This window comes from Diaphorobacter sp. LI3 (assembly GCF_022807955.1).
Taxonomy (GTDB): Bacteria; Pseudomonadota; Gammaproteobacteria; order Burkholderiales; family Burkholderiaceae_C; genus Diaphorobacter; species Diaphorobacter nitroreducens.
Genome location: NZ_CP094346.1, coordinates 1,010,833 through 1,032,334, shown reverse-complemented (window position 1 = coordinate 1,032,334; position 21,502 = coordinate 1,010,833). Strand labels below are relative to the sequence as shown.

Here is a 21,502-nt window from a genome sequence, read left to right as displayed (position 1 = left end):
GTTGCGGTTCACTTGCCGCGCTGGGCCACGATTTCAGACGGCTGCACCAGCTGACCCGTCTTGTTGGACCAGTCGTTCTTGGTGTAGGTCACCACGGCGGCCAGATCGGTGTCGCTGAGCTGCGCCCAGGCGGGCATGGCGCCGTTGGCAGCGCCCTTGAGCACCACCTGGATCTGCTTGGCGTGGTCGGCGTCGGTGACGATGGCCGAACCGTCCAGCGGCTTGATGGGGCCGGCCCCCTTGCCGTTGGCCTGGTGACAGGCGGCACAGTTGGCGGCGTAAACCTTCTCGCCGCGCGGCAGCAGCGCGTCCAGCGTCCAGACCTTGCTGGGGTCGTCCAGCTTAGCGGCGGCTTTCTTCTTCTCGCCATCCACCCACTGCGTGTATTCCTGTGCGGACACTACCTTGACGTGGATCGGCATGTAGGCGTGCTCCTTGCCGCACAACTCGGCGCACTGGCCGTAGTAGTCGCCCACCTTTTCCGCGCGGAACCACGTGTCGCGCACGAAGCCGGGGATCGCGTCCTGCTTGATGCCGAATGCCGGCACCATGAAGGCGTGGATCACGTCGTTGGCCGTGGTGATCACGCGCACCTTCTTGCCCACCGGCACCACCAGGGGGGCGTCCACCTTCAGCAGGTAGTCGGCTGGTGCATTGGCCACGTTGCCGCTGTCGGACATCCGGCGATGGCTGCTGTCCAGGGTGGAGATGAAAGACAGGCCCTCGCCCTCGCCCGACAGATAGTCGTAGCCCCACTTCCACTGGTAGCCGGTCACCTTCACCGTGAGGTCGGCATTGGTCGTGTCCTTTTGCGCCACCAGCACCTTGGTGGCCGGCAGGGCCATGAGAACCACGATGATGAAGGGGATCACCGTCCAGACCACCTCGACGGTGACGGACTCGTGGAAATTGGCGGCCTGGGCGCCGCGCGACTTGCGGTGCTTCCAGATCGAATAGAACATCACCGAGAACACGCCGACGAAGATCACCGTGCAGATGATGAGCATCATCCAATGCAGGAAGTGCTGCTCCTCGGCGATCTTGGTCACGGGGGGGTGCAAGTTCAGCTGGTTCACCGCCGGGCCGCCGGGCAGGCTTTGAACCGCATGGGCCGCCGTGCCCACCCATGCTCCGGCCATCAGCAGCCCAGAAGCCAGCTTGTTGGAAATGCTCTTCATAGTTCTCACTTACTTCTAAGCTCCAATTGACCAATCCCTCGGTGCGCGCCTGCGTGGGGTCAGGCGGCGCACAAAGCCATGCGGGCATGCCGTGCACCCGCTTTCACCAATCAGTCCAGACCGCTTTCCTGGCAGCCTGTTGTCTCCGCAATCCAACACGGACTCTCTTGATCGCATTCAGCATGCCCAGCACGGGACATGGCTGCAATACACGTTAGTCCCGAGAGAACACTGCCAAGAAGTGACGCAGAAAGGAGGCCTGAGAGCGCCGCGTGGCGCCATCAGAACTCCAGAAGACGCGACGCCGGCCGCGGGCGACCACCCGATGCAGGCGCGCCAAGAGAGTTCCGAATCTGCAATCTTAAAGAATTGTAGCCTGCATTGATTGAGGTCATTGACAGCGCAAATTGCACTGCACCCCCTCAGCGCGGCAGCGTGCGTCCTGCGTGGAGCATGGCGCGCATGTCCTGCAGCGACACCGCGCTGCTGCCCTCCACGCGCACGCGGGGCGCGGGCTTGAAGGCATGGCCGTAGACGACCTCGAAGGTCAATGCAAGCTGCCCCTCATGGCGAGGATCGGCCAGCCGCTGGGCCAGCGCCTCTTCCAGTCGCTGGCGCCAGTGGCGCCCGCGCAACGCGGGAAAGCGCTGCGGATGCAGGTTGCGCCCCAGGCCGCGCAGCTCCTGCAGCAGCCGCTCGGGCGTGGCAAAGGTGAGCGTGATGCGTTCCATGTCCATGACAGGCTCGGCAAACCCCGCATGCACCAGCATGTCGCCCCAGTCGTGCATGTCGGTCATGGCATGGCCGGCAGCGGGCCAGCCCAGCTCGGCATACAGCGCGTGCAGCTCGCGCAGCGTGTCAGGGCCCAGGCACGAGAACATCAGATAACCGTCCACCGCCAGTGCACGATGCCACTGGGTGATCAGCGCCTGAGGGTCCGCCGCCATGTGCAGGGCCATGTTGGACCACAGCATCTGCACGCTGCCCTCGGGCGGCACCCCGAAGCGCGGCGCCGCCGCGGACCAGCGCGCGGGGCTCCACCAGGGCTTTGCGAAGCGCACGCGCGCCAGCGCCTCCCCCGCGGGGGATGAAGTCTCGGTGATATAGCTGGCGGCTTGTTCGAAATGCTGGCCCACCAGGCCATGGCCCTGCACGCCGCCGCGCAGCGGATCCCAGTCGCACCAGGCCTGCGGCGCCTGCACGATCCACTGCAGCCGCTCCTGCATGCGCTGCGCCACCTCTTCGTGCAACCAGGGCGAGACTTCGGTCACCATGGCATGCCAGCGTGCAGCGGCAACCGGGTCGATGGTGGGCGGAAGGTGTTCGGACATGGCGGGCCGCAAATGGCCGCGAGTATATTGAGCCCATGCTGTTCACGCATCTGGCCACGCACCTGGCAGGGATATCGCGCGGCCTGGCCCGCATGGGCGCGGCAGTGCCCAGCCGCTGCGCGGTCTGCCATGCCTGGCCCGCGCGCCCCGTCTGCGACGCCTGCCGCATGCAGTTTGCTCCGCCGCTCTCGCGCTGCGCCACCTGCGCGCGGTTGCTGCCCCACGGCGTCGCGCAGTGCGGCGACTGCCTGCGCCACCCACCGCCGCTGGATGCCTGCGTGGCCGCAGTGAGCTACGCCTTTCCTTGGGCCGACCTGCTGGCGCAGTTCAAGTTCCATGCGGAGCCCGGCTGGGCCGGCGCCCTGGCGCAACTGATGGCGCATGCCCCAGGCGCGCAGGCAGCGCTGGCCCAGGCCGACCTGGTGTTGCCCGTGCCGCTGTCACCCGAGCGATTGCGCCAGCGCGGCTACAACCAGGCCCTGCTGCTGGCGCGCGCGCTGGGCCATCCACAGGTGCACGCGCGGATGCTGCTGCGCGTGCGCGATACCGAGGCGCAAAGCCACCTGCCGCGTGCCGAACGGCTGCGCAACCTGCGCGGCGCCTTCGTGCCCGACCCGCTGCGGGCCGCGCAACTGGCCGGCAAGCGGGTGCTGCTGGTGGACGACGTGATGACCACCGGCGCCACGCTGCATGCGGCCGCAGCGCCCCTGCGCGATGCGGGTGCGCTGCAGGTCTGCGCGCTGGTGCTGGCCCGCACGCCGTGACGCGCGGGCATGGCCGCCGGTATACGATTCATTACCATCTGCCGCCTCATCCGTCAGCCCGCCACCCGCGGGCCGCCGACAATAGCCACCATGTTTCACATCGTCCTCGTCGAGCCTGAGATTCCGCCCAACACCGGCAACGTGATCCGCCTGGCCGCCAATACCGGCTGCATGCTGCATCTGGTGGAACCGCTGGGCTTCTCCATGGAAGACCCTCTCATGCGCCGCGCGGGGCTGGACTACCACGAGTACGCCGAGGTGCGCCGCCACCCGGGCTGGACGGCCCTGCTGCGCGACATGCAGCCCGACCTGTCGCGCATGTTCGCGCTGACCACCCATGGCACGCAGTCGGTGTACGACACGGGCTTCCTGCCGGGCGACTGGTTCGTGTTCGGCGCCGAATCGCGCGGCCTGCCGCCGGAACTGCGCGAGACGTTCCCCCCCGCGCAGCGCCTGCGGTTGCCGATGCTGCCCAACCAGCGCAGCCTGAATCTGTCCAACGCCGTGGCCGTGACGGTCTACGAGGCGTGGCGGCAAAACAGCTTTCTCACTCCGTCCACGCAGACCCAGACTGCCTGAACCGGACCGGCAGGCCCCCGGCGCAGCCCCTTCAGGCGGGTGCGCCGTAGCTGCGCACCAGCGCCTCGGCCACGCACACGGGCTTGTCGCCACCCTCGCGCTCCAGGGTCACCTCCCAGGTCATCTGCATGCCGTCGGGCGCGACGGGCTCGGCCGCTGCCAGCACCATGTGCGCGCGCAGCCGGCTGCCCACGGGCACGGGAGCGGGGAAGCGCACCCGGTTGAGCCCGTAATTCACGCCCATGCGCGCGCCGGTGATGGCAAACGATGCCTCCATGAAGCGCGGCAGCAGCGACAGTGTCAGAAAGCCGTGCGCGATGGTGGTGCCGAACGGCCCCTGCGCTGCGCGCTGCGGGTCCACATGGATCCACTGGTGGTCGCCCGTGGCGTCGGCAAACCGGTCGATCTGCGCCTGGGTGACTTCCACCCAGTCGGTGACGGCCACTTCCTGCCCGACGCAGGAGGCCACTTCGGAATAGCTGCGGAAGGTTTTCATGCGGCCACTGTAGCGGCCTGCGCGCGCGGGCGCCTGTCGGCACCGCGACAGCCCCGGCGCCGGAACTCGGCCGGCGCGCGCGTCAGGCGCCGTCCAGCCAGGCGCAGATGCCCTGCCACTGCTCCAGGTCGCGCGCCACGCGGCCGGGCGACAGATCGAACAGCGACAGGCCGTGCGCCGCCAGGTGGATGTAGTTCTGCGTGTCGCGCAGGTAGCCCAGCACGGGCAGGCCCAGGCTGTCCACGAAGGCATGCAGCTTGTCCGCCGCGATGGTGCGCGCGTCCACGCGCATGCCCACGATGCCGATCGGCACGCCCGCGCTGCGACGGTGCGTGGCCAGTTCGTCCAGAAACTGGCGCGTGGCGAAGATGTCGAACACGCTGGGCTGCAGCGGCACGATGATGCGGTCGGCCAGCTTGAGCATGTCCTTCAACCGCCAGCCGTGCAGGCCCGCGGGCGTGTCGAGCACGGCGTGGGTGGCGTGCTTGGGCGGCTTGTCAAAGCGATCGGGCTCCACATCCCACGCGCCAATGGGGCGCGCCGCGGCCGGGCGTTGCTGCAGCCACAGCCGCGCGGACTGCTGGCGGTCCACATCGCCCAGCACCACCGCATGCCCGCGGCTGGCGTAGTAGCCAGCGATGTTGGTGGCCAGCGTGGACTTGCCCACGCCGCCCTTGGGATTTGCAACTGCGACCACGGTCATGCCTGCCTCCTGTGTTCCGTACCCGCGCGGGGCCAGCCCGCATCGTAGTGCCGGCGGTCACGGCCGCTGGCTCCACATAAGCAAAAACAGGCCTTAGCGCCCGTCCATCAAGCGCCACTAGCTATTATAAAAATAGCAAACCAGCGGCTATCCGTGCTGTGTGCCGCGCTTGACGAAAAACAGCCCTGCGCCCACCAGCATCAGCAAGCCGCCAAACACGCGGTTCTGCGTGCGCATGGCGCGTCCGCTGCGCATCAGCGTGCGCAGCGCGCTGGCGCTGGCGGCGTAGCCGTTCATCACGATCAGGTCCACCGAGAGCATGGTGACGGCCATCACCAGCAGCTGGCTCCACAGCGGGCGCGTGTCGGTCATGAACTGCGGCAGCACGGCCACCATGAAGATGATGCCCTTGGGGTTGGTGGCATTGGTCAGCAGGCCGGTGAGCACGCGGCGGCGCCAGCTCGCGGGCTGCGCCTGCAGGTCGCCCTGCAGCGTGCCGGCGGCGCCCGCGCGCCACTGCATGAAGCCCAGGTAGATCAGGTAGCACGCACCCAGCACCTTGACGATGCTGAAGGCCAGTTCCGACGCCACCAGCAGCGACCCCACGCCCGCGCCGGCCACCACCAGGATCAGCAGCAGGCCCAGCTCCAGCCCCAGGATCGTGGCGCCCGCCTTGCGCACGCCGTAGGACAGCCCGTGGCTCATGGACAGCACGGCGCCCGAGCCCGGCGAGATGGCGATCACCCACGACGCCGCAAAAAAAGCCATCCAGGTATGCCAGTCCATGTCGTGGTCCGTTGGGAAATGAGGGGGGAAGGAATGCGGCGATTCTATCGGCCGACGCAGCCGGCACGCTGCGCGGCGGTCCTCGGGCGTCCGGCATGAAAACGCGGTCTAGCGCTTTTCCATCCAGCGCTAACAGCTATCAAAACCAGAGCATTCACAGCACCCTGCCCGCCCGGCGGCCCCCCGCGCCTGCGCCGCCCGCGGGCCGGGTGCACAATTTCTGCCCGCGCCCGAGTGCGGCGCACGCACTTCCCCGCATCACTTTTCGCGCCCTCTTCCTGCACACCATGGCCCAAGCCCCCGTCTGGCTCACCTACGGATTCACCTACCTTGCCGCGGCCGTGATCGCCGTCCCCATCGCCCGCGCGCTGGGGCTGGGCGCCATCATTGGCTACCTGGCCGCAGGCATCGCCATCGGCCCCTGGGGCCTGGCGCTGGTGAGCAATGTGCAGGACATCCTGCATTTCGCGGAGTTCGGCGTGGTGCTGATGCTGTTTCTGGTGGGGCTGGAGCTGCAACCCAGCCGCCTGTGGAGCCTGCGCCGCCCCATCTTCGGCCTGGGTACGGCCCAGATGGTGGGCTGCGCCGCACTGCTGTGGGCCGCGGCCTGGGCGTTCGGGCTGCCATGGCGCGTGGGGCTGGTGGGCGCGCTGGGCCTGGCGCTGTCGTCCACCGCCATCGCGCTGCAGGTGATCCACGAGCGCAACCTGATGCGCACGGACAGCGGGCAGAAGGCCTTCTCGATCCTGCTGTTCCAGGACGTGGCGGCGATCCCCATCCTGGCGCTGCTGCCGCTGCTGGGCGTGGCCGCGCGCGCGGCCGAGCTGGACCATCCGCACGAAGTGCAAGAGCTGCTGCTGGAGGCAGCCAAGATCCTGGGCGTGGTGGGCGCCATCGTGCTCGGCGGGCGGCTCGCGCTGCGCCCGCTGCTGCGCTGGATCGCCAAGAGCAAGACGCCCGAGATCTTCACCGCCACCTCGCTGTTCCTGGTGGTGGGCATCGCCATGCTGATGCTGTCGGTGGGCCTGTCGATGGCACTGGGCGCGTTCCTTGCCGGCGTGCTGCTGGCCGACAGCGAGTTCCGCCGCGAGCTGGAGACCGACATCGAGCCCTTCAAGGGACTGCTGCTCGGCCTGTTCTTCATCGCCGTGGGCATGAGCATCGACTTCGGCGTGATCCTGCGCACGCCCTGGGGCATGCTGGCGCTGCTGCTGGGCTTCCTGGGCATCAAGGCACTGGTGATCTGGACGCTGGCGCGCGTGACCGCCATGCCCTACCAGGAGCGGCCGGTGTTCACGCTGCTGCTGGCGCAAGGCGGCGAGTTCGCCTTCGTGGTGTTCCAGGCCGGCGCGGGCTTTCGCGCGATTCCGGCCGAGATGGCGTCGCTGCTGATCGGCGCGGTAGCCTTGTCCATGCTGATCAGCCCGCTGCTGCTGGTGCTGCTGGACCGGGTGCTGCTCAAGCGCTTTGCCACGCTGAAGACCGCCCCGCAGGCGCAGGAGATCTCCGAGCCGCAGTCGGCCCCGGTGATCATTGCCGGCTTCGGGCGCTATGGGCAGATCGTGGCGCGCATGATGCTGGCGCAGGGCGTGCCCGCCACGGTGCTGGACCACAGCGTGGAGATGCTGGAGGTGGCCCACACTTTCGGCTACCGCGTGTTCTATGGCGACGCCACGCGCGTGAACCTGCTGCGCATGGCCGGCGCCGAGCATGCGCGCATCCTGGTGGTGGCGGTGGACGCGCCGGAGCAGTCGCTCAAGATCGTGCAACTGGCGAAGAAGCACTTTCCCCAGTTGCAGATCGTGGCGCGTGCGCGCGACGTGACGCACTGGCACGCGCTGCGCGATCTGGGCGTGGAGCATGTGGAGCGCGAGGTGTTCGAGTCCAGCCTGCGCACCGCACGCACGGTGCTGGAGCTCAACGGCCTGTCGCCGCAAGAGGCCGACACCTTGGCCGAGCGCTTCCGCGCGCACAACGTGGCGCTGTCCAACCGCATGTACGAGCACCACAACGACCGCGAGGCCATGATCGCCGTCGCCAAGCAGGGCCGCGCCCAGCTGGTGGAGCAGATGGCCAAGGAGCGCCAGGAACGCCTGGCCGCGGCGGAGGCTGGCGCCGGCCTGCCGCCCGAGGTGCCCCAGGCACCCAAGGCTCCATAACAAAAGAGCCTGTAGCGCCCGTCTATCAAGCGCTACAAGCTCTCGTATCAATAGCAAATTACCGCTACCCCTCCACCCGCCGTGTGAGGGAGGGGTAAGCGGCTGAACCGCTCAGCGAAGGGTCAGTCGGCCGTCGCGCCGGACTCCTTCACCACCTTGCCCCACTTCACGCTTTCGGCCTTGATGAAGGCGGCGAACTGCGCGGGGGTCTCGGCCACCACGTCACCGCCCTGCTCGGCGATCTTCTTCTTCACGTCGGCCTGGTTCAGCACCTTGATCAGCGCGGCGTGCAGCTTGTCCAACACTGGCTTGGGCGTGCCGGCCGGGGCAAACATGCCGAACCAGGAGGTTGCCTCGTAGCCGGGCACGCCGGCTTCGGCGATGGTCGGCACGTCAGGCAGCTCGGGCGAGCGCTTGGCGGTGGTCACGGCGATGGGGCGCAGCTTGCCCGAGCGCACGTGCTGGATGGCCGAGGGCATGTTGTCGAACATGACGGAGGTCTGGCCGCCCAGCAGGTCGGTCATGGCGGGGGCGCTGCCCTTGTAGGGGATGTGCAGCAGGTCGGTGCCGGTCATGCTCTTGAAGAGCTCGCCCGACACGTGGGGCGACGCGCCGCTGCCGGGCGAGCCAAACGTGATCTTGCCGGGGTTGGCCTTGGCGTAGGCGATCATTTCCTTCACGGTCTTGAACGGCTGGCTGGGGTGGGCCACCAGCAGGTTGGGCACCGTGGCCACGCGCGACAGCGGTGCAAAGTCCTTCACCGGGTCGAAGGGCATCTTCTTGTACAGCGACTGGTTGATGGCGTGCGTGCCCACCGTGCCCATGAACAGGGTGTAGCCGTCGGCTGCGGCCTTGGCGGCCAGCGATCCGCCAATGTTGCCGCCCGCGCCGGGCTTGTTGTCCACCACGACGGACTGGCCCAGCTCGGTGGTGAGGCCCTGGCCCACGATGCGCGCCAGGATGTCAGTGGTGCCGCCGGCCGAGAACGGCACGATGATGGTGATGGGCTTGGTGGGGAAGTTCTGCGCCAGAGCGCCCAGGGGCAGCGCGCCGGCGGCGGCCACGGCCAGGGAGGCCAGCAGCGTGCGGCGGGTGGTGTGATGAAGGTTGGTCATGCTTGTTTCCTCTTTCTCTAGGATTGGATGAATGGAAGGGAGCGGCGTGGGCAGCGCAGCAAGCCGCACTGCATCGCCACCTGCGGTCTCAGCCGCGCAGGAACTGCGCCAGGGCCTCGTCAAAGGCCTGCGGCGCTTCCAGGTTGGACAGGTGCGAAGCCGGCACTTCGGCCAGCCGCGCACCGGCAATGGCCGCCTGCATGAAGCGGCCGTCGGCCACGGTGGTCACGGGGTCGGCGCTGCCAGCCACGATCAGCGTGGGCACGTCGATGCCACCGACCTGCGAGCGCAGGTCGGCCAGCGCCAGGGCTTCGCAGCAGGCGGCATAGCCCTCGGGGGCGATGCCGGCAATCCAGCTCTGCGCGCGCAGCACCACGTCCGGCTCGGCCGCGCAGAAGGCTGGGGTGAGCCAGCGCGCGGGTGACGATGCGGCCAGTTCCGCCATGGCGTCACGGCCCTTTTCGCGCACCAGCGCGGCGCGGGCCTGCCAGCCTTCGGCCGTGCCGATCTTGGCGGCGCTGTTGCACACGGCCAGGCTCAGCAGGCGCTGGGGCTGATGCACGCCCAGCCACAGGCCCGTGAAGCCGCCCATGGAGATGCCGCAGAAGTGCGCACGCTCGATCCGCAGCGCATCCAGCAGCGCGACCACGTCGTCGCCCAGCAGTTCGAAAGTGTAGGGGCCGGGTGTCACCACGCTGGCACCGTGGCCGCGCGTGTCGTAGCGCACCACGCGGAAGTCCTGGGCGAAGCGCTCGGCCTGCGCGTCCCACATCTCCAGCGTGGTGCCCAGGGAGTTGGAAAACACCAGGGCCGGGGCGCCCTCGGGGCCTTGCACGCACACGCGCAGGCGCCCGCCTTGCACGTCCACCCAGCGTTCTTGCTTGTTCATGCTCGCTCCTCGGGTCACGCCGCGCGCTTACACGCGCTCCAGCACCACGGCGATGCCCTGGCCCACGCCGATGCACATGGTGCACAGCGCGTAGCGGCCGCCCAGCGTGTGCAGCTGGTTCACGGCGGTGGTGGCCAGGCGCGCGCCCGAGGCCCCCAGCGGGTGGCCCAGGGCGATGGCGCCGCCCCACTGGTTGACGCGCTTGTCGTCATCGGCAACACCCAGGTCGCGCAGCACGGCCAGGCCCTGTGCGGCGAAGGCTTCGTTCAGCTCGATCACGTCCATCTGGTCCAGCGTCAGGCCGGTCTGGGCCAGCACCTTGCGCACGGCAGGCGCGGGGCCAAAGCCCATGATGCGCGGCGCCACGCCGGCCACGGCCATGCCCACCACGCGGGCGCGGGGCACCAGATTGTATTGCTGGGCGGCCGCCTCATCGGCCAGCAGCAGCGCGCAGGCGCCGTCGTTCACGCCGCTGGCGTTGCCGGCCGTGACGGTGCCGCCCTCGCGCACCACGCCCTTGAGCTTGGCCAGCGCCTCCAGCGTGGTGGCGCGCGGATGCTCGTCCTGGCTGACCACGACGGCGTCGCCCTTCTTCTGGGGAATGACGACGTTGACGATTTCCTTGGCCAGGTAGCCGGCGGCCATCGCGGCGGCCGCCTTCTGTTGGCTGGCCAGGGCCATGCGGTCCTGGGCCTCGCGCTCGATCTTGAAATCGTCGGCCACGTTCTCGGCCGTCTCGGGCATGGAGTCCACGCCGTATTGAGCCTTCATCAGCTTGTTGATGAAGCGCCAGCCGATGGTGGTGTCGTACACCGCGTTGCTGCGGCTGAAGGCGCTCTCCGCCTTGGGCATCACGAAGGGCGCGCGGCTCATGGACTCCACGCCGCCGGCGATCATCAAGCGCGCCTCGCCCGCCTTGATGGCGCGCGCGGCGGAGCCCACGGCATCCAGGCCCGAGCCGCACAGGCGGTTGATGGTGGCGCCGGGCACGTCGATGGGCAGGCCGGCCAGCAGGCTGGACATGCGCGCCACGTTGCGGTTGTCCTCACCGGCCTGGTTGGCGTTGCCGTACAGCACGTCATCCACCGCGGCCCAGTCCACGCCGGGGTTGCGCTCCATCAGCGCCTTGATGGGCAATGCGCCCAGGTCGTCGGTGCGCACGCTGGAGAGGGCGCCGCCGTAGCGGCCGAAGGGGGTGCGGATCGCGTCGCAGATGAAGGCTTGGCGGGCGTTGCTCATGGTGTCTCCGAGGGGAATATCAAAAAAGTGAGCTGCCAGCGCTTGTCCATCAAGCGCTGGAGGCCGTTTTGGCACTTATTGCTGTGCAGGCTGGATCGGCAGGCCGACGATGCGCTCCAGCTCCTCGTGCGAGAGGCCGGGCACGGTGTCGATCAGGCGCAGGCCCTGAGGCGTGCATTCCAGCGTGCACAGGTCGGTGTAGATGCGCTTGACGCAGGCCAGGCCTGTCAGGGGGTAGCTGCAGGCCCCGACCACCTTGCATTCGCCGGTCTTGCTGACCAGATCCATCATCACCCAGGTGGACTTGGCGCCCACGGCCAGGTCCATGGCGCCGCCCACGGCGGGAATGGCGCCGGGCTCGCCGGTGCTCCAGTTGGCCAGGTCGCCCGTGGCCGACACCTGGAAGGCGCCCAGCACGCAGATGTCCAGGTGGCCGCCGCGCATCATGGCGAAGCTGTCGGCATGGTGGAAATAGCTGCCGCCGGGCAGCAGCGTCACGGGCTGCTTGCCGGCGTTGGTCAGGTCATAGTCCTCCTGGCCCTTGGCGGGCGCGGGGCCCATGCCCAGGATGCCGTTCTCGGAATGCAACACCACCTCGCGGCCTGCGGGGATGTGGTTGGCCACCAGGGTCGGTTGGCCGATGCCCAGGTTCACATAGGCACCGTCGAAGATGTCCTGGGCCACTCGTGCGGCCAGTTCGTCCTTGGTTCGTTTTTGATAGCTGCTCACGCTGTATCTCCTTGGGCTGAACGGGCTTTACTTCTTGAATCCACCGGCCTGGGTGGCCACGCGCGGCACCTGGACGACCTTGCTCACGTAGATGCCGGGGGTGACCACGGCCTCGGGGTCCATCTCGCCCAGCTCCACCAGTTCATGCACGGTCGCCACGGTGTACTTGGCCGCCATGGCGCACACGGGGCCGAAGTTGCGCGCCGACATGCGGTAGGTCAGGTTGCCCCAGCGGTCGCCCTTCTCGGCCTTGACCAAGGCCACATCGCCGTAGATGGGGTACTCCAGCACGTAGTGCTTGCCGTTGATCTCGCGGGTTTCCTTGCCTTCGGCCAGCTGCGTGCCATAGGCCGTGGGGCAGAAGAAGGCGCCGATGCCGGCGCCCGCGGCGCGCATGCGCTCGGCCAGGTTGCCCTGGGGCACCAGTTCCAGTTCGATCTTGCCGCTGCGGTACAGCTCGTCGAACACATAGCTGTCCACCTGGCGCGGGAAGCTGCAGATGATCTTGCGCACCTGCCCGCTCTTGAGCAGCGCGGCCAGGCCGGCATCGCCGTTGCCGGCGTTGTTGTTGACCACGGTGAGGTCGCGCGCGCCTTGGGCGATCAGGCCGTTGATCAGTTCAATGGGGTTGCCCGAAGTGCCAAAGCCGCCAATCAGTACGGTGGCGCCGTCCTGCACGCCCGCGAGCGCCTCGGCAACGGAATCCGCAATCTTGTTGATCATGTGTTGCTGGTCCAGTGAGGGGAAAAGGAGCCGGCCCGGGCCGGCTGTCGTGATCGTGTCACTTTGTTCGTATATAGAACAAATGTTCGTATAATGAATTTTAGGACGAACAGCCATGGATGACACCCCCCTTTCCGTAAGTAATACCCACAAGCCGGGGGATAGCTACGTACAGTCGTTTGCACGCGGGCTGGAGGTGATCCGTTCCTTCAGCGCGGCGGCGCCGCAGCAGACCCTGAGCGAAGTCGCGGCACGCACCGGCCTGACGCGCGCAGGCGCGCGCCGCATCTTGCTGACGCTGCAGACGCTCGGGTATCTAGAGAGCGATGGCCGGCTGTTCCGCCTCACGCCGCGCATCCTGGACCTGGGCTTTGCCTACCTGAGTTCCATGCCCATCTGGGACCTGGCCGAGCCGCTGATGGAGGCCCTCACCGACCGCGTGCATGAGTCCTGCTCCGCCGCCGTACTGGACGGGCTGGACATCGTCTATGTGCTGCGCGTACACACCCACAAGATCATGAGCACCAACCTGGCCGTGGGCTCACGCCTGCCGGCGTTCTGGACGTCGCTGGGCCGCGTGCTGCTGGCCGAGTTGCCCGAGCAGGACCTGCGCGCCCGACTGGCCGCGCTGCCGCGCCAGCAGTTCACGCGCCACACGGTGCTGGACGATGCGACGCTGCTCGCGCGCATCGCCCAGGCACGCGCCCAGGGCTGGTGCCTGGTGGACCAGGAACTGGAAGAGGGTTTGATTTCGGTGGCAGCGCCGCTCAAGAACCGGGCGGGCCAGGTGGTGGCGGCCCTGAACATCAGCGGCCAGGCCAATCGCACCAGCACCGAAATGCTGCGCGAGCAGTTGCTGCCCGAGTTGCTGGCCACGGCCCGGACCATCTCGCGCATGCTGGGCACGCACCGGCCCTGACGCACGTAGGACCTGGGCCAACGCCCGCCCGCACGGCGCGAACCGTGCGCGGCAATGGGACCTGCGTCAGGGCTTGCGCATGCTGAGTACCAGCACCAGGGCGCCCACGGCGATCGCGCCAATGCTGAGCCATTGCGGCACATTGACGGATTCCTTTTCCTTCACCGACAGCTCCAGCGGCCCGATGCGGGCCTGCGTGGTTTCCTTGGTGAAGCTGAAGCCCCCGGTGAAGAACCCGGCCAGGCCCAGGATCAGCAAGATCACGCCCAGAATGCGCATGCCCGTCATGGTATCCACCTCTTTTTTATGTTGGTCGTAGGGTCGGCAGCCGCCAGCGGCGCCCGCCGCTACTGTAGAGCTGGGCGTAACCCCGCCGGCGTAGGAGGCCACCGCGACATCCCGCGGCAGAGCCGCCGCGTTGCATGCTACTCTGGAATCCATGTTCAATCCCACCCAAGCCGACGTACGCCGCTTCTTCTGCGCCACGCATGCCAAGCAGCAGGCCGGCCAGCCCATGGAGGCCATCGAGACGCTGGCCGGCCTGTGGATCGCGGAGCATCCTGAGTACCAGCCCGAGCTGGCCGATGTGGACACCGCCCTTGCGCGCAACTACGACGAGACGCCGGACCGCACCAACCCCTTCCTGCACCTGTCGATGCACCTCTCGATCAGCGAGCAGTGCAGCATCGACCAGCCGCGCGGCATCCGCCAGGCCGTGGAACTGCTGGCCGCGCGCCTGGGATCGTTGCACGACGCGCACCACGCCGCCATGGAGTGCCTGGGCACCATGCTGTGGGAGGCCCAGCGCGCGGGCCGGGCACCCGACGGCGACGCCTATATCGCCTGCGTCCAGCGGCGCGCCACGCGGGGCTGAGCCGTGGTGCCGCGCGGTGCGGCGCCCGCGTAGTCGTGCGGGTACACCAGCACGTCGCAGCCCACGCCCCCCAGCAGCCGCTGGGCTACGCTGCCCAGCAGCAGATCCAGCATCCATCCCCGGCGACGGTGCATCAGCGCCACCAGCTCCGCGCCCGAGCGCTCCTGCTGCACGGCCACCTGCCGCGCCACATCGCCCATGCCGACGGTCATTCCCACGCGATTGCGCCGCGCCTCGAAGGCATCGGACAGCCGCACCAGCCGGTCGTGCGCATGCCGCTGCATTTGCGCGCGCCACGCGCGCACGGCCTGGGCCGATGCCTCCGCACTGCGCAGCTTGGCCTCATCGCGCAGGTCCACGGCATGGAACAGCTCCACCGCAGCGGCAGTGTCCAGTCCGCTCGCGTAGCGCACCATGGCATCGGCCGCCGGCGAAAAATCCACGGCCAGCAGCACATGCGCATAAGCCTCGCGCGCCGCACGCTGCACCACCAGCACGGGGCACGGACTGCGCCGCAGGATCTGGCTCAACGTGCCGCCGCGCCACAACTGCTCCACACCCTGGTGCGCGCGCTTATCCAGCACCAGCAGGTCCGCGCCCACGGCCGCGCGCAAGACCTCATCCACCACGCCGGCGCCGCGGTACGCCAGGGCCTTGACCGGCAGGTCGTGGCGGCGCGCCAGTTGGCGCGCGCGCTGCTCCAGCCGCGCCTGCGGGTCGACGAACTTCGGGTCCGGCTGCTCCGCACCGAACAGAAGATGCAAGCACGCCTTGTGCTCGGCAGCCAACAGCGCGGCACGGTCAAGCACATGCTCCGCCGCGGTCGAGAAATCGGTGAGGGCCACAATGGTCTGAAGGCGCATGGTCAAAACTCCTGGTCAACAAGCGGGAACAACGGCGCACAAAGCGACCGTCAGCGGCGCGTCATCGGCGGGAAGAAGGTGCGCATCCGGGGTGCCGCACGGCGGGGCGCGCGGCAAGCAGGCCCCAGCGCACCGGAGCTGGCTGCCCGGCGGTACGCGTGACGCTTGGATGAAAGGAGTGGAGAACCGCCGGGCCTAGTGATCTGCGGCCGGCGAAGCTGGTTTCAGAACACCCATCCTGCGCATGGCGCGCGCCATCACGACGGCTGCAGATGCAAGCCGCGCGATACGGACGCACGGGGTGGAAACCAGGAAACGCATAGTGCCGATTGTAGGAAGTCCCTCCCTCCGGGGCAACCATTCCGCACCTGGGTGTGCCAGATAAGGGAACCCGGCCCGCGTGCCTCACCCGGGCGTAAAAAAACCCGCGTTGGCGGGCTTCTTCAGGTGCGTGCCACGGTCAGCGAAAGCGCGGCTGTGGAACGACCTGCAGGTCTCCATCAAGCGAACCCAGGTAACCCGCCAGCGCCTTCAGCTCGGCGTTGGAAAACTGCTTGGCGATGCCGGCCATCACGCCGTTGCTGCGGCCCACGTACGCGCCCTTGTCGGTCTTGTATGACTTGAGCGCCACGAACAGGTAGTCCGCATGCTGGCCCGCGATCTTGGGATAGGACGGGTCGATGGGCTTGGCGAAGTTCTCGCCGTGGCAGGACACGCAAGCGCCCTTTTGCAGCAACTGCGCCACCTGGGCATTGGGTTCGCGCGAGGGCTTGGCGGGTGCCCCGGCGCTCGTGCCGTGCTCGGCATAGTAGGCCGACACATCGGCGATGTCCTGCTCGGACAGCGAATCGGCGATGCCGCGCATGGTGGGATGCTTGCGATCGCCCTTCTTGTAGGCGTCGAGTGCGGAGGCGATGTACTTGGCACCCTGGCCGGAAATCATCGGCACCTTGTGCACTTCGGGGAAGCTGGCTTGGTAGCCCGGGATGCCGTGGCACCCGATGCACATGGCGATCTTTTGCGCCCCAGCTTTGGCATCTCCCTTGATCTCCTCGGCATGGAGAAAACCGGTCGCACAAGCGACAGACAGGCCGAATATCGTGGTCAGTGTCTTCTTCATTTTGCGCGCACAATCAGGCGATTGGTTGTCTCCGCGTTCTAGTTCGTGGACGATTATAGCCAGCGCTTGTCAAGCCCTTTCATCAACGATTTCCCTATTCCCAGGCCCATGAAATTCCAAGGATCCCAGAATTACGTTGCCACCCAGGACCTGATGCTCGCGGTGAATGCAGCCATCACACTGCAGCGCCCGCTGCTGGTCAAGGGCGAGCCCGGCACGGGCAAGACCATGCTGGCCGAGGAAGTGGCCCAGGCGCTGGACATGCCGCTCCTGCAGTGGCACATCAAGTCCACCACCAAGGCGCAGCAGGGCCTGTACGAATATGACGCGGTGAGCCGCCTGCGCGACTCGCAACTGGGCGACGAGCGCGTCAAGGACATCCACAACTACATCGTCAAGGGCGTACTGTGGCAGGCCTTCACGGCCGACAAGCCGGTGGCCCTGCTGATCGACGAGATCGACAAGGCCGACATCGAATTCCCCAACGACCTGCTGCGCGAACTCGACCGCATGGAGTTCTACTGCTACGAGACGCGCGAGATGATCCGGGCCAAGCACCGCCCGCTGGTGTTCATCACCTCCAACAACGAGAAGGAGCTGCCCGACGCTTTCCTGCGCCGCTGCTTCTTCCACTACATCAAGTTCCCCGAGGCCGAGACGATGAAGAAGATCGTCGACGTGCACTTCCCCACGCTCAAGAGCGAACTGCTCACCGTGGCGATGAAGACCTTCTACGACGTGCGCAACCTGCCCGGCCTGAAGAAGAAGCCCTCGACCAGTGAGCTCATCGACTGGCTCAAGCTGCTGGTGGCCGAGGATATCCCTCTCGAAGCCCTGCAAAGCGCCGACAACAAGGTGGCCGTGCCGCCGCTGGTGGGCGCGCTGCTCAAGAACGAGCAGGACGTGAGCCTGTTCGAGAAGCTGGTCTTCATGAACCAGCGCAACCGCTGAGCCGGAGCCCGTCATGAGCACTGCACAGCGGCTTCTGATGGAAGGTGCGTCCGACGCGGTAGGGTTCGTGGGCGGCGCGCTCGCGGGCTATGGCGTGGGCCTGCTGCTGGGGATGGATATCTTCAGCGAGGGCTACGGGGCGGCCAGCATTGCAGGCATCGCCCTGGTGGGCATCGGGGGCGGGCTGGGCCTGCACCTGGCACGGCGCTGGCGCGCGGCCCGCAGCGCGCGGAAAGAATGAGCAAGGAGCGACCGTCCATGGCCTTCGTCGAGCCCGTCACCCTGCGCCAGAGCGGCCTGCGGCTGGAGCCCCTGGCCCTGGCGCATGAAGCCGGCCTCGCCGCCGCCGCGGCCGACGGCGAGCTGTGGAGACTGCGCGTCACCAGCGTGCCCGAGCCGCAGGACACGCGCGCCTACATCGAGACGGCGCTGCGCATGCGCGACGAGGGCAACCGTTTCGCGTTTGCCGTGCTCGACGATGCCACCGGCCGCGTGCTGGGCACGACGAGCTACCACGACATCCTGCCCGCCGTGAAGCGGGTGGAGATCGGCTACACCTGGTATCGCCAGAGCGTGCAGCGCACACATGTGAACACCACTGCCAAGCTGCTGATGATGGGCCATGCCTTCGACACGCTGGGCTGCCACGTAGTGGGCTGGCGCACGGACAACTTCAACTTTGCATCGCAGCGCGCCATCGAACGCCTGGGCGCGAAGAAGGACGGCGTGATCCGCGGCCATGCGCTGCGCCGCGACGGCACCATCCGCGACACGGTGATGTACAGCATGCGCAGCGGCGAATGGCCCGAAGCGCGCGCGCAGTTGCTATACCTTCTGCAGCGCCATGCGCCGGCTGAATAAGCGCTGGAGGCCTGTTTCATGTTGATCGACTTCTTCTACACCCTGCGCGCCGGCAAGCTGCCGGTGTCCGTGAAGGAATTCCTCACGCTGCTGGAGGCGCTGCAGGCCGGCGTGGTCGGCCCCAAGTCCGACGACGCCTGGAGCCTGGACGACTTCTACTACCTCGCGCGCACCGCGCTGGTGAAGGACGAAAAGCACTTCGACAAGTTCGACCGCGCGTTCGCTGCCTACTTCAAGGGCGTGGAGATGCTGGCCGACTTCCGCAAGGAGATCCCCGCCGACTGGCTGCGCAAGATGCTGGAGCGCGAGCTGACGCCCGAGCAGAAGGCCGCCATCGAGAAGATGGGCTGGGACGAGCTGATGGAGACGCTCAAGAAGCGCCTGGAGGAGCAGAAGGAGCGCCACGAAGGCGGCAACAAGTGGATCGGCACGGGCGGCACCAGCCCCTTCGGCCACGGCGGCTACAACCCGCAGGGCATCCGCATCGGCGGCGCGGGCAAGAACAAGAGCGCCGTGAAGGTGTGGGAGCAGCGCGCCTACCGCGACTACGACGACACGCAGGAGCTGGGCACGCGCAACATCAAGGTGGCGCTGCGCCGCCTGCGCAAGTTCGCACGCGAGGGGCATGAGCTGGAGCTGGACCTGCCGGACACCATCCGCGCCACGGCGGCCAACGCGGGCTGGCTGGACATCAAGATGGTGCCCGAGCGCCACAACAACGTGAAGGTGCTGCTGCTGATGGACGTGGGCGGCACCATGGACGAGCACATCCAGCGCGTGGAGGAACTCTTTTCTGCCGTGAAGAGCGAGTTCAAGCACCTGGAGTTCTACTACTTCCACAACTGCGTTTACGACTTCATGTGGAAGAACAACCGCCGCCGCTTTGCCGAGAAGTTCCCAACCTGGGACATCATCCGCAAGTACAACAAGGACTACAAACTCATCTTTGTGGGCGACGCCACCATGAGCCCGTACGAGATCCTGCAGCCCGGTGGCAGCGTGGAATACAACAACGAGGAGCCCGGCGCCGAGTGGTTGCAGCGCCTCACGCACGCCTTCCCCCGGTTCGCGTGGATCAACCCCGAACCCCAGGGCGTGTGGCAGTACCGCCAGAGCATTGGCATCATCCAGCAGCTCATGGGCAACCGCATGTACCCTTTGTCACTCAAAGGCCTAGAAGAAACGATGCGGCTTTTGTCAAAATAGCCCGCATGACCAAGCCAAGCTCAGCGCCGGCCCGGTGGCCGGCGTTGCTGTTTCTGCTGATCGGCCTGGCCCTCTTGCAGGGCTGCAGCCTGCTGCAGCGCCCCTCCCCCGCGCCGCACGACGCACCCTCTTCCATCACCTCCGAGGCGGGCCCGGACTCCGGCCCCGATGCGTTCGCGCTGGATGTGCAGGTGGAGGACGACACCCTGCGCGAGTACCTCACGCGCCATCTGGAGCTGCAGCGCTTTCGCCAACTGCCCGACCTGCAGGCGCATGAACTCACGCGGCTGCTGGGTTCGGCTGACGCGAACGCCCGCGACCTGCTGGCCACGCAGGGCTACTTCAGTCCCGAGATCACCATCGAGCTGCGCGAGCAGGCCACCGACGCCGACGCGCCCCCGCGCACCGTGCTGGTCAGCGTGTCGCCCGGCCCGCGCACGCACATCGCCAGCGCCGACATCACGCTGATGGGCGAGGACGGCCACGGTGCCGACGCGACCGAGCTCGCGCGCCGCCAGGCCCGGTTGCAGCGCGGCTGGTCGCTGCCGCCCGGCGAGCCGTTCACGCAGGAGGGCTGGGACAGTGCCAAGAACCAGGGCCTGCGCGATCTGCAGGCGCGCCGCTACCCCACGGCGCGCATCGCCAGCAGCCGCGCCGAGGTGGACGCCGACCGCGCCGAGGCCAAGCTGCAGGTGGCCTACGCGCCTGGCCCGGCTTACCGTTTTGGCACCCTGCAGATCCAGGGTGGCGAGCGTTACGACAACGAGGGCATGCGCCGCATTGCGCGCCTGCCCACGGGCGAGGACTACAGCGAGGCGCGCCTGCTGGACACCCAGCAGCGCCTGGCCAGCAGCGGCTATTACGACGCGGTGTTCCTCACGCTGGACACCGAGCACGGCGACCCGCAGTCCGCCCCCGTGATTGCCCAGGTGCGCGACGCACCGCTGCAAAAAATGGTCTTCGGCGTCGGTATCTCCACCGACAGCGGGCCGCGCCTGTCCATGGACCACACGCACAACCGCCTGCCGGGCTTGGGCTGGCGCGCCGTGAGCAAGGTGGCGGTGGACAACAAGCGCAAGCTGCTGTCCACTGACTGGACCGGGCTGCCGCATGCGAACGGCTGGCGCTGGTTCACCGGCCTGCAGCTGCAGCGCGAGGCCACGGGCAGCTACGACGTGGACAGCTCGCGGCTGCGCGCCGGGCGCACCAAGAGCACGGACCGCATCGACCGCAGCTACTTCCTGCAGCACGACACGGCCAAGAACCGCGGCGAGGACGCACCGCCGTCCAGCAGTGCGATTTCCGCCAACTACGGCTGGACGGGGCGCTACTTCAACAGCAATACCAACCCCACGCGCGGCTGGGGCCTGGCGGCCGAGCTGGGCGTGGGCACCACGCTGCGCCCGGAGCGCGACCCCTTCGTGCGCACCCTGCTGCGCTGGCAGTCCTTCGTCGGGCTGGGCCGCGTGGACCTGGGGAACAACGTGCGCCGCGGCAGCCGCCTGTCGCTGCGCCTGGAGGGCGGCGCGGTGCTGGCGCGCGACGGCGCCGACATCCCCGTTACCCAGCTGTTCCTGACCGGCGGCGACACCACCGTGCGCGGCTACGGCTACCGCAGCATCGGCGCGCGCACCGACGCGGACAAGCTCTTCGGCGGGCGCTACATGGCCGTGGGCAGCGCCGAATGGCAGCGCCCCATCACCGTGCGCGGCAACCGCACCGACTTTGAGAGCGCCCTGTTCATCGACGCCGGCGCCGTGGCCGACACACCTGGCGATCTCACGGCGCGCGTGGGCGTGGGTGCAGGCCTGCGCTGGCAAAGCCCGGTGGGCCCGCTGCAGGCCGACCTGGCCTATGGCCTGCACACGCACCAGGTACGGCTGCACCTGCGGCTGGGCTACACGTTCTGATATGCAAAAAAGTGAGCTGCCAGCGCTTGATACACAAGGGATTCTGATGGTTTTCATTTCAAATTCCTTTGCTGGCAAGCGCTAGCAGCTATTGTTTTTAAACCTCC

The 21,502-nt window shown here is 67.7% G+C and carries 23 protein-coding genes; 10 read left to right on the top strand and 13 right to left on the bottom strand.

Annotated features, from left to right (window positions below; genetic code table 11):
- Positions 1–8 precede the first annotated feature (8 nt).
- Both coxB and MRB47_RS04790 read right to left on the bottom strand, forming a co-directional pair.
- Positions 9–1,178 carry a cytochrome c oxidase subunit II gene (gene coxB, locus MRB47_RS04795; protein WP_252102048.1) on the bottom strand — a complete coding sequence of 390 codons (1,170 nt, stop codon included), beginning with the start codon at positions 1,176–1,178 and terminating at the stop codon, positions 9–11.
- Between the two features lie 422 nt (positions 1,179–1,600).
- Positions 1,601–2,509, bottom strand: a complete 909-nt coding sequence (locus MRB47_RS04790) for a class I SAM-dependent methyltransferase (protein WP_252102047.1) — start codon at positions 2,507–2,509, stop codon at positions 1,601–1,603.
- Positions 2,510–2,544: 35 nt separating this feature from the next.
- Between MRB47_RS04790 and MRB47_RS04785 the strand changes: the two genes are divergently transcribed.
- Together MRB47_RS04785 and MRB47_RS04780 are read left to right on the top strand one after the other, a co-directional pair.
- A complete protein-coding gene (locus tag MRB47_RS04785) occupies positions 2,545–3,273 on the top strand; it encodes a ComF family protein (protein ID WP_252102046.1) in 729 nt (242 codons plus the stop codon).
- A gap of 90 nt (positions 3,274–3,363) precedes the next feature.
- Positions 3,364–3,852, top strand: a complete 489-nt coding sequence (locus tag MRB47_RS04780) for a tRNA (cytidine(34)-2'-O)-methyltransferase (RefSeq protein ID WP_172208380.1) — start codon at positions 3,364–3,366, stop codon at positions 3,850–3,852.
- Between the two features lie 31 nt (positions 3,853–3,883).
- Here MRB47_RS04780 and MRB47_RS04775 read toward each other — a convergent pair whose 3' ends face one another.
- The 3 genes from MRB47_RS04775 to MRB47_RS04765 all read right to left on the bottom strand — a co-directional run bounded on the left by MRB47_RS04775 (position 3,884) and on the right by MRB47_RS04765 (position 5,837).
- Positions 3,884–4,348, bottom strand: coding sequence for a MaoC family dehydratase (locus tag MRB47_RS04775; RefSeq protein ID WP_011806640.1), 465 nt, complete (start codon positions 4,346–4,348; stop codon positions 3,884–3,886).
- Between the two features lie 82 nt (positions 4,349–4,430).
- Positions 4,431–5,051, bottom strand: coding sequence for a ParA family protein (locus MRB47_RS04770; protein ID WP_011806641.1), 621 nt, complete (start codon positions 5,049–5,051; stop codon positions 4,431–4,433).
- 147 nt (positions 5,052–5,198) lie between these two features.
- Positions 5,199–5,837: a LysE family transporter gene (locus tag MRB47_RS04765; RefSeq protein ID WP_011806642.1), complete on the bottom strand. Its 639-nt coding sequence runs from the start codon at positions 5,835–5,837 to the stop codon at positions 5,199–5,201.
- A gap of 287 nt (positions 5,838–6,124) precedes the next feature.
- On the opposite strand from MRB47_RS04765, the gene kefC reads away from it, so the two are divergent.
- Positions 6,125–7,996, top strand: a complete 1,872-nt coding sequence (kefC, locus tag MRB47_RS04760; protein ID WP_252102045.1) for a glutathione-regulated potassium-efflux system protein KefC — start codon at positions 6,125–6,127, stop codon at positions 7,994–7,996.
- Between the two features lie 122 nt (positions 7,997–8,118).
- Here the strand turns inward: kefC and MRB47_RS04755 are convergent, their stop codons facing one another.
- From MRB47_RS04755 to MRB47_RS04735, 5 genes are all read right to left on the bottom strand, one after another.
- Entirely contained in the window at positions 8,119–9,111 is a 993-nt protein-coding gene (locus tag MRB47_RS04755) for a Bug family tripartite tricarboxylate transporter substrate binding protein (RefSeq protein WP_015914171.1), read from the bottom strand.
- 88 nt (positions 9,112–9,199) lie between these two features.
- Positions 9,200–10,000: a 3-oxoadipate enol-lactonase gene (gene pcaD, locus MRB47_RS04750; protein ID WP_252102044.1), complete on the bottom strand. Its 801-nt coding sequence runs from the start codon at positions 9,998–10,000 to the stop codon at positions 9,200–9,202.
- A gap of 27 nt (positions 10,001–10,027) precedes the next feature.
- Entirely contained in the window at positions 10,028–11,239 is a 1,212-nt protein-coding gene (gene pcaF / locus MRB47_RS04745; RefSeq protein WP_252102043.1) for a 3-oxoadipyl-CoA thiolase, read from the bottom strand.
- Positions 11,240–11,314: 75 nt separating this feature from the next.
- Positions 11,315–11,968 carry a 3-oxoacid CoA-transferase subunit B gene (locus MRB47_RS04740; RefSeq protein WP_252102042.1) on the bottom strand — a complete coding sequence of 218 codons (654 nt, stop codon included), beginning with the start codon at positions 11,966–11,968 and terminating at the stop codon, positions 11,315–11,317.
- 27 nt (positions 11,969–11,995) lie between these two features.
- Positions 11,996–12,691 (bottom strand): 3-oxoacid CoA-transferase subunit A, encoded by a 696-nt coding sequence (locus MRB47_RS04735; RefSeq protein WP_015914175.1) that lies wholly within the window; start codon positions 12,689–12,691, stop codon positions 11,996–11,998.
- A 115-nt stretch (positions 12,692–12,806) separates the two neighbouring features.
- Between MRB47_RS04735 and MRB47_RS04730 the strand changes: the two genes are divergently transcribed.
- Positions 12,807–13,610 (top strand): IclR family transcriptional regulator, encoded by an 804-nt coding sequence (locus MRB47_RS04730; RefSeq protein WP_252102041.1) that lies wholly within the window; start codon positions 12,807–12,809, stop codon positions 13,608–13,610.
- A gap of 66 nt (positions 13,611–13,676) precedes the next feature.
- Here the strand turns inward: MRB47_RS04730 and MRB47_RS04725 are convergent, their stop codons facing one another.
- A complete protein-coding gene (locus tag MRB47_RS04725) occupies positions 13,677–13,898 on the bottom strand; it encodes a hypothetical protein (protein WP_015914177.1) in 222 nt (73 codons plus the stop codon).
- Between the two features lie 151 nt (positions 13,899–14,049).
- Between MRB47_RS04725 and MRB47_RS04720 the strand changes: the two genes are divergently transcribed.
- Positions 14,050–14,484, top strand: a complete 435-nt coding sequence (locus MRB47_RS04720) for a DUF1841 family protein (protein ID WP_041836092.1) — start codon at positions 14,050–14,052, stop codon at positions 14,482–14,484.
- On the opposite strand, the gene MRB47_RS04715 is transcribed toward MRB47_RS04720, so the two are convergent.
- Complete coding sequence (locus MRB47_RS04715; protein ID WP_252102040.1) at positions 14,445–15,347, bottom strand: universal stress protein; 903 nt, start codon at positions 15,345–15,347, stop codon at positions 14,445–14,447. The two genes, MRB47_RS04720 and MRB47_RS04715, sit on opposite strands and share 40 nt — an antisense overlap.
- A 460-nt stretch (positions 15,348–15,807) precedes the next feature.
- Positions 15,808–16,467, bottom strand: a complete 660-nt coding sequence (locus MRB47_RS04710; protein ID WP_011806652.1) for a c-type cytochrome — start codon at positions 16,465–16,467, stop codon at positions 15,808–15,810.
- Between the two features lie 108 nt (positions 16,468–16,575).
- Between MRB47_RS04710 and MRB47_RS04705 the strand changes: the two genes are divergently transcribed.
- From MRB47_RS04705 to MRB47_RS04685, 5 genes are read left to right on the top strand one after another with little or no spacing between them, the layout of a single operon-like run.
- Complete coding sequence (locus tag MRB47_RS04705) at positions 16,576–17,418, top strand: AAA family ATPase (RefSeq protein ID WP_252102039.1); 843 nt, start codon at positions 16,576–16,578, stop codon at positions 17,416–17,418.
- A gap of 13 nt (positions 17,419–17,431) precedes the next feature.
- On the top strand, positions 17,432–17,659 hold the full coding sequence (locus tag MRB47_RS04700) for a hypothetical protein (protein ID WP_047349743.1): 228 nt from the start codon (positions 17,432–17,434) through the stop codon (positions 17,657–17,659).
- A 17-nt stretch (positions 17,660–17,676) separates the two neighbouring features.
- On the top strand, positions 17,677–18,279 hold the full coding sequence (locus MRB47_RS04695; RefSeq protein ID WP_135149825.1) for a GNAT family N-acetyltransferase: 603 nt from the start codon (positions 17,677–17,679) through the stop codon (positions 18,277–18,279).
- A gap of 18 nt (positions 18,280–18,297) precedes the next feature.
- The gene (locus tag MRB47_RS04690) at positions 18,298–19,485 is read left to right on the top strand and encodes a vWA domain-containing protein (protein ID WP_252102038.1); all 1,188 of its coding nucleotides are present in this window, start codon (positions 18,298–18,300) and stop codon (positions 19,483–19,485) included.
- Positions 19,486–19,490: 5 nt separating this feature from the next.
- Positions 19,491–21,395 (top strand): autotransporter assembly complex protein TamA, encoded by a 1,905-nt coding sequence (locus MRB47_RS04685; protein WP_252102037.1) that lies wholly within the window; start codon positions 19,491–19,493, stop codon positions 21,393–21,395.
- Positions 21,396–21,502: the final 107 nt, after the last annotated feature.

Excerpts from the sequence above, each read along its gene's own strand:
- coxB (WP_252102048.1), bottom strand. The coding sequence starts at position 1,178 with ATGAAGAGCATTTCCAACAAGCTGGCTTCTGGGCTGCTGATGGCCGGA.
- MRB47_RS04790 (WP_252102047.1), bottom strand. The coding sequence starts at position 2,509 with ATGTCCGAACACCTTCCGCCCACCATCGACCCGGTTGCCGCTGCACGC.
- MRB47_RS04785 (WP_252102046.1), top strand. The coding sequence starts at position 2,545 with ATGCTGTTCACGCATCTGGCCACGCACCTGGCAGGGATATCGCGCGGC.
- MRB47_RS04780 (WP_172208380.1), top strand. The coding sequence starts at position 3,364 with ATGTTTCACATCGTCCTCGTCGAGCCTGAGATTCCGCCCAACACCGGC.
- MRB47_RS04775 (WP_011806640.1), bottom strand. The coding sequence starts at position 4,348 with ATGAAAACCTTCCGCAGCTATTCCGAAGTGGCCTCCTGCGTCGGGCAG.
- MRB47_RS04770 (WP_011806641.1), bottom strand. The coding sequence starts at position 5,051 with ATGACCGTGGTCGCAGTTGCAAATCCCAAGGGCGGCGTGGGCAAGTCC.
- MRB47_RS04765 (WP_011806642.1), bottom strand. The coding sequence starts at position 5,837 with ATGGACTGGCATACCTGGATGGCTTTTTTTGCGGCGTCGTGGGTGATC.
- kefC (WP_252102045.1), top strand. The coding sequence starts at position 6,125 with ATGGCCCAAGCCCCCGTCTGGCTCACCTACGGATTCACCTACCTTGCC.
- MRB47_RS04755 (WP_015914171.1), bottom strand. The coding sequence starts at position 9,111 with ATGACCAACCTTCATCACACCACCCGCCGCACGCTGCTGGCCTCCCTG.
- pcaD (WP_252102044.1), bottom strand. The coding sequence starts at position 10,000 with ATGAACAAGCAAGAACGCTGGGTGGACGTGCAAGGCGGGCGCCTGCGC.
- pcaF (WP_252102043.1), bottom strand. The coding sequence starts at position 11,239 with ATGAGCAACGCCCGCCAAGCCTTCATCTGCGACGCGATCCGCACCCCC.
- MRB47_RS04735 (WP_015914175.1), bottom strand. The coding sequence starts at position 12,691 with ATGATCAACAAGATTGCGGATTCCGTTGCCGAGGCGCTCGCGGGCGTG.
- MRB47_RS04730 (WP_252102041.1), top strand. The coding sequence starts at position 12,807 with ATGGATGACACCCCCCTTTCCGTAAGTAATACCCACAAGCCGGGGGAT.
- MRB47_RS04725 (WP_015914177.1), bottom strand. The coding sequence starts at position 13,898 with ATGACGGGCATGCGCATTCTGGGCGTGATCTTGCTGATCCTGGGCCTG.
- MRB47_RS04720 (WP_041836092.1), top strand. The coding sequence starts at position 14,050 with ATGTTCAATCCCACCCAAGCCGACGTACGCCGCTTCTTCTGCGCCACG.
- MRB47_RS04715 (WP_252102040.1), bottom strand. The coding sequence starts at position 15,347 with ATGCGCCTTCAGACCATTGTGGCCCTCACCGATTTCTCGACCGCGGCG.
- MRB47_RS04710 (WP_011806652.1), bottom strand. The coding sequence starts at position 16,467 with ATGAAGAAGACACTGACCACGATATTCGGCCTGTCTGTCGCTTGTGCG.
- MRB47_RS04705 (WP_252102039.1), top strand. The coding sequence starts at position 16,576 with ATGAAATTCCAAGGATCCCAGAATTACGTTGCCACCCAGGACCTGATG.
- MRB47_RS04700 (WP_047349743.1), top strand. The coding sequence starts at position 17,432 with ATGAGCACTGCACAGCGGCTTCTGATGGAAGGTGCGTCCGACGCGGTA.
- MRB47_RS04695 (WP_135149825.1), top strand. The coding sequence starts at position 17,677 with ATGGCCTTCGTCGAGCCCGTCACCCTGCGCCAGAGCGGCCTGCGGCTG.
- MRB47_RS04690 (WP_252102038.1), top strand. The coding sequence starts at position 18,298 with ATGTTGATCGACTTCTTCTACACCCTGCGCGCCGGCAAGCTGCCGGTG.
- MRB47_RS04685 (WP_252102037.1), top strand. The coding sequence starts at position 19,491 with ATGACCAAGCCAAGCTCAGCGCCGGCCCGGTGGCCGGCGTTGCTGTTT.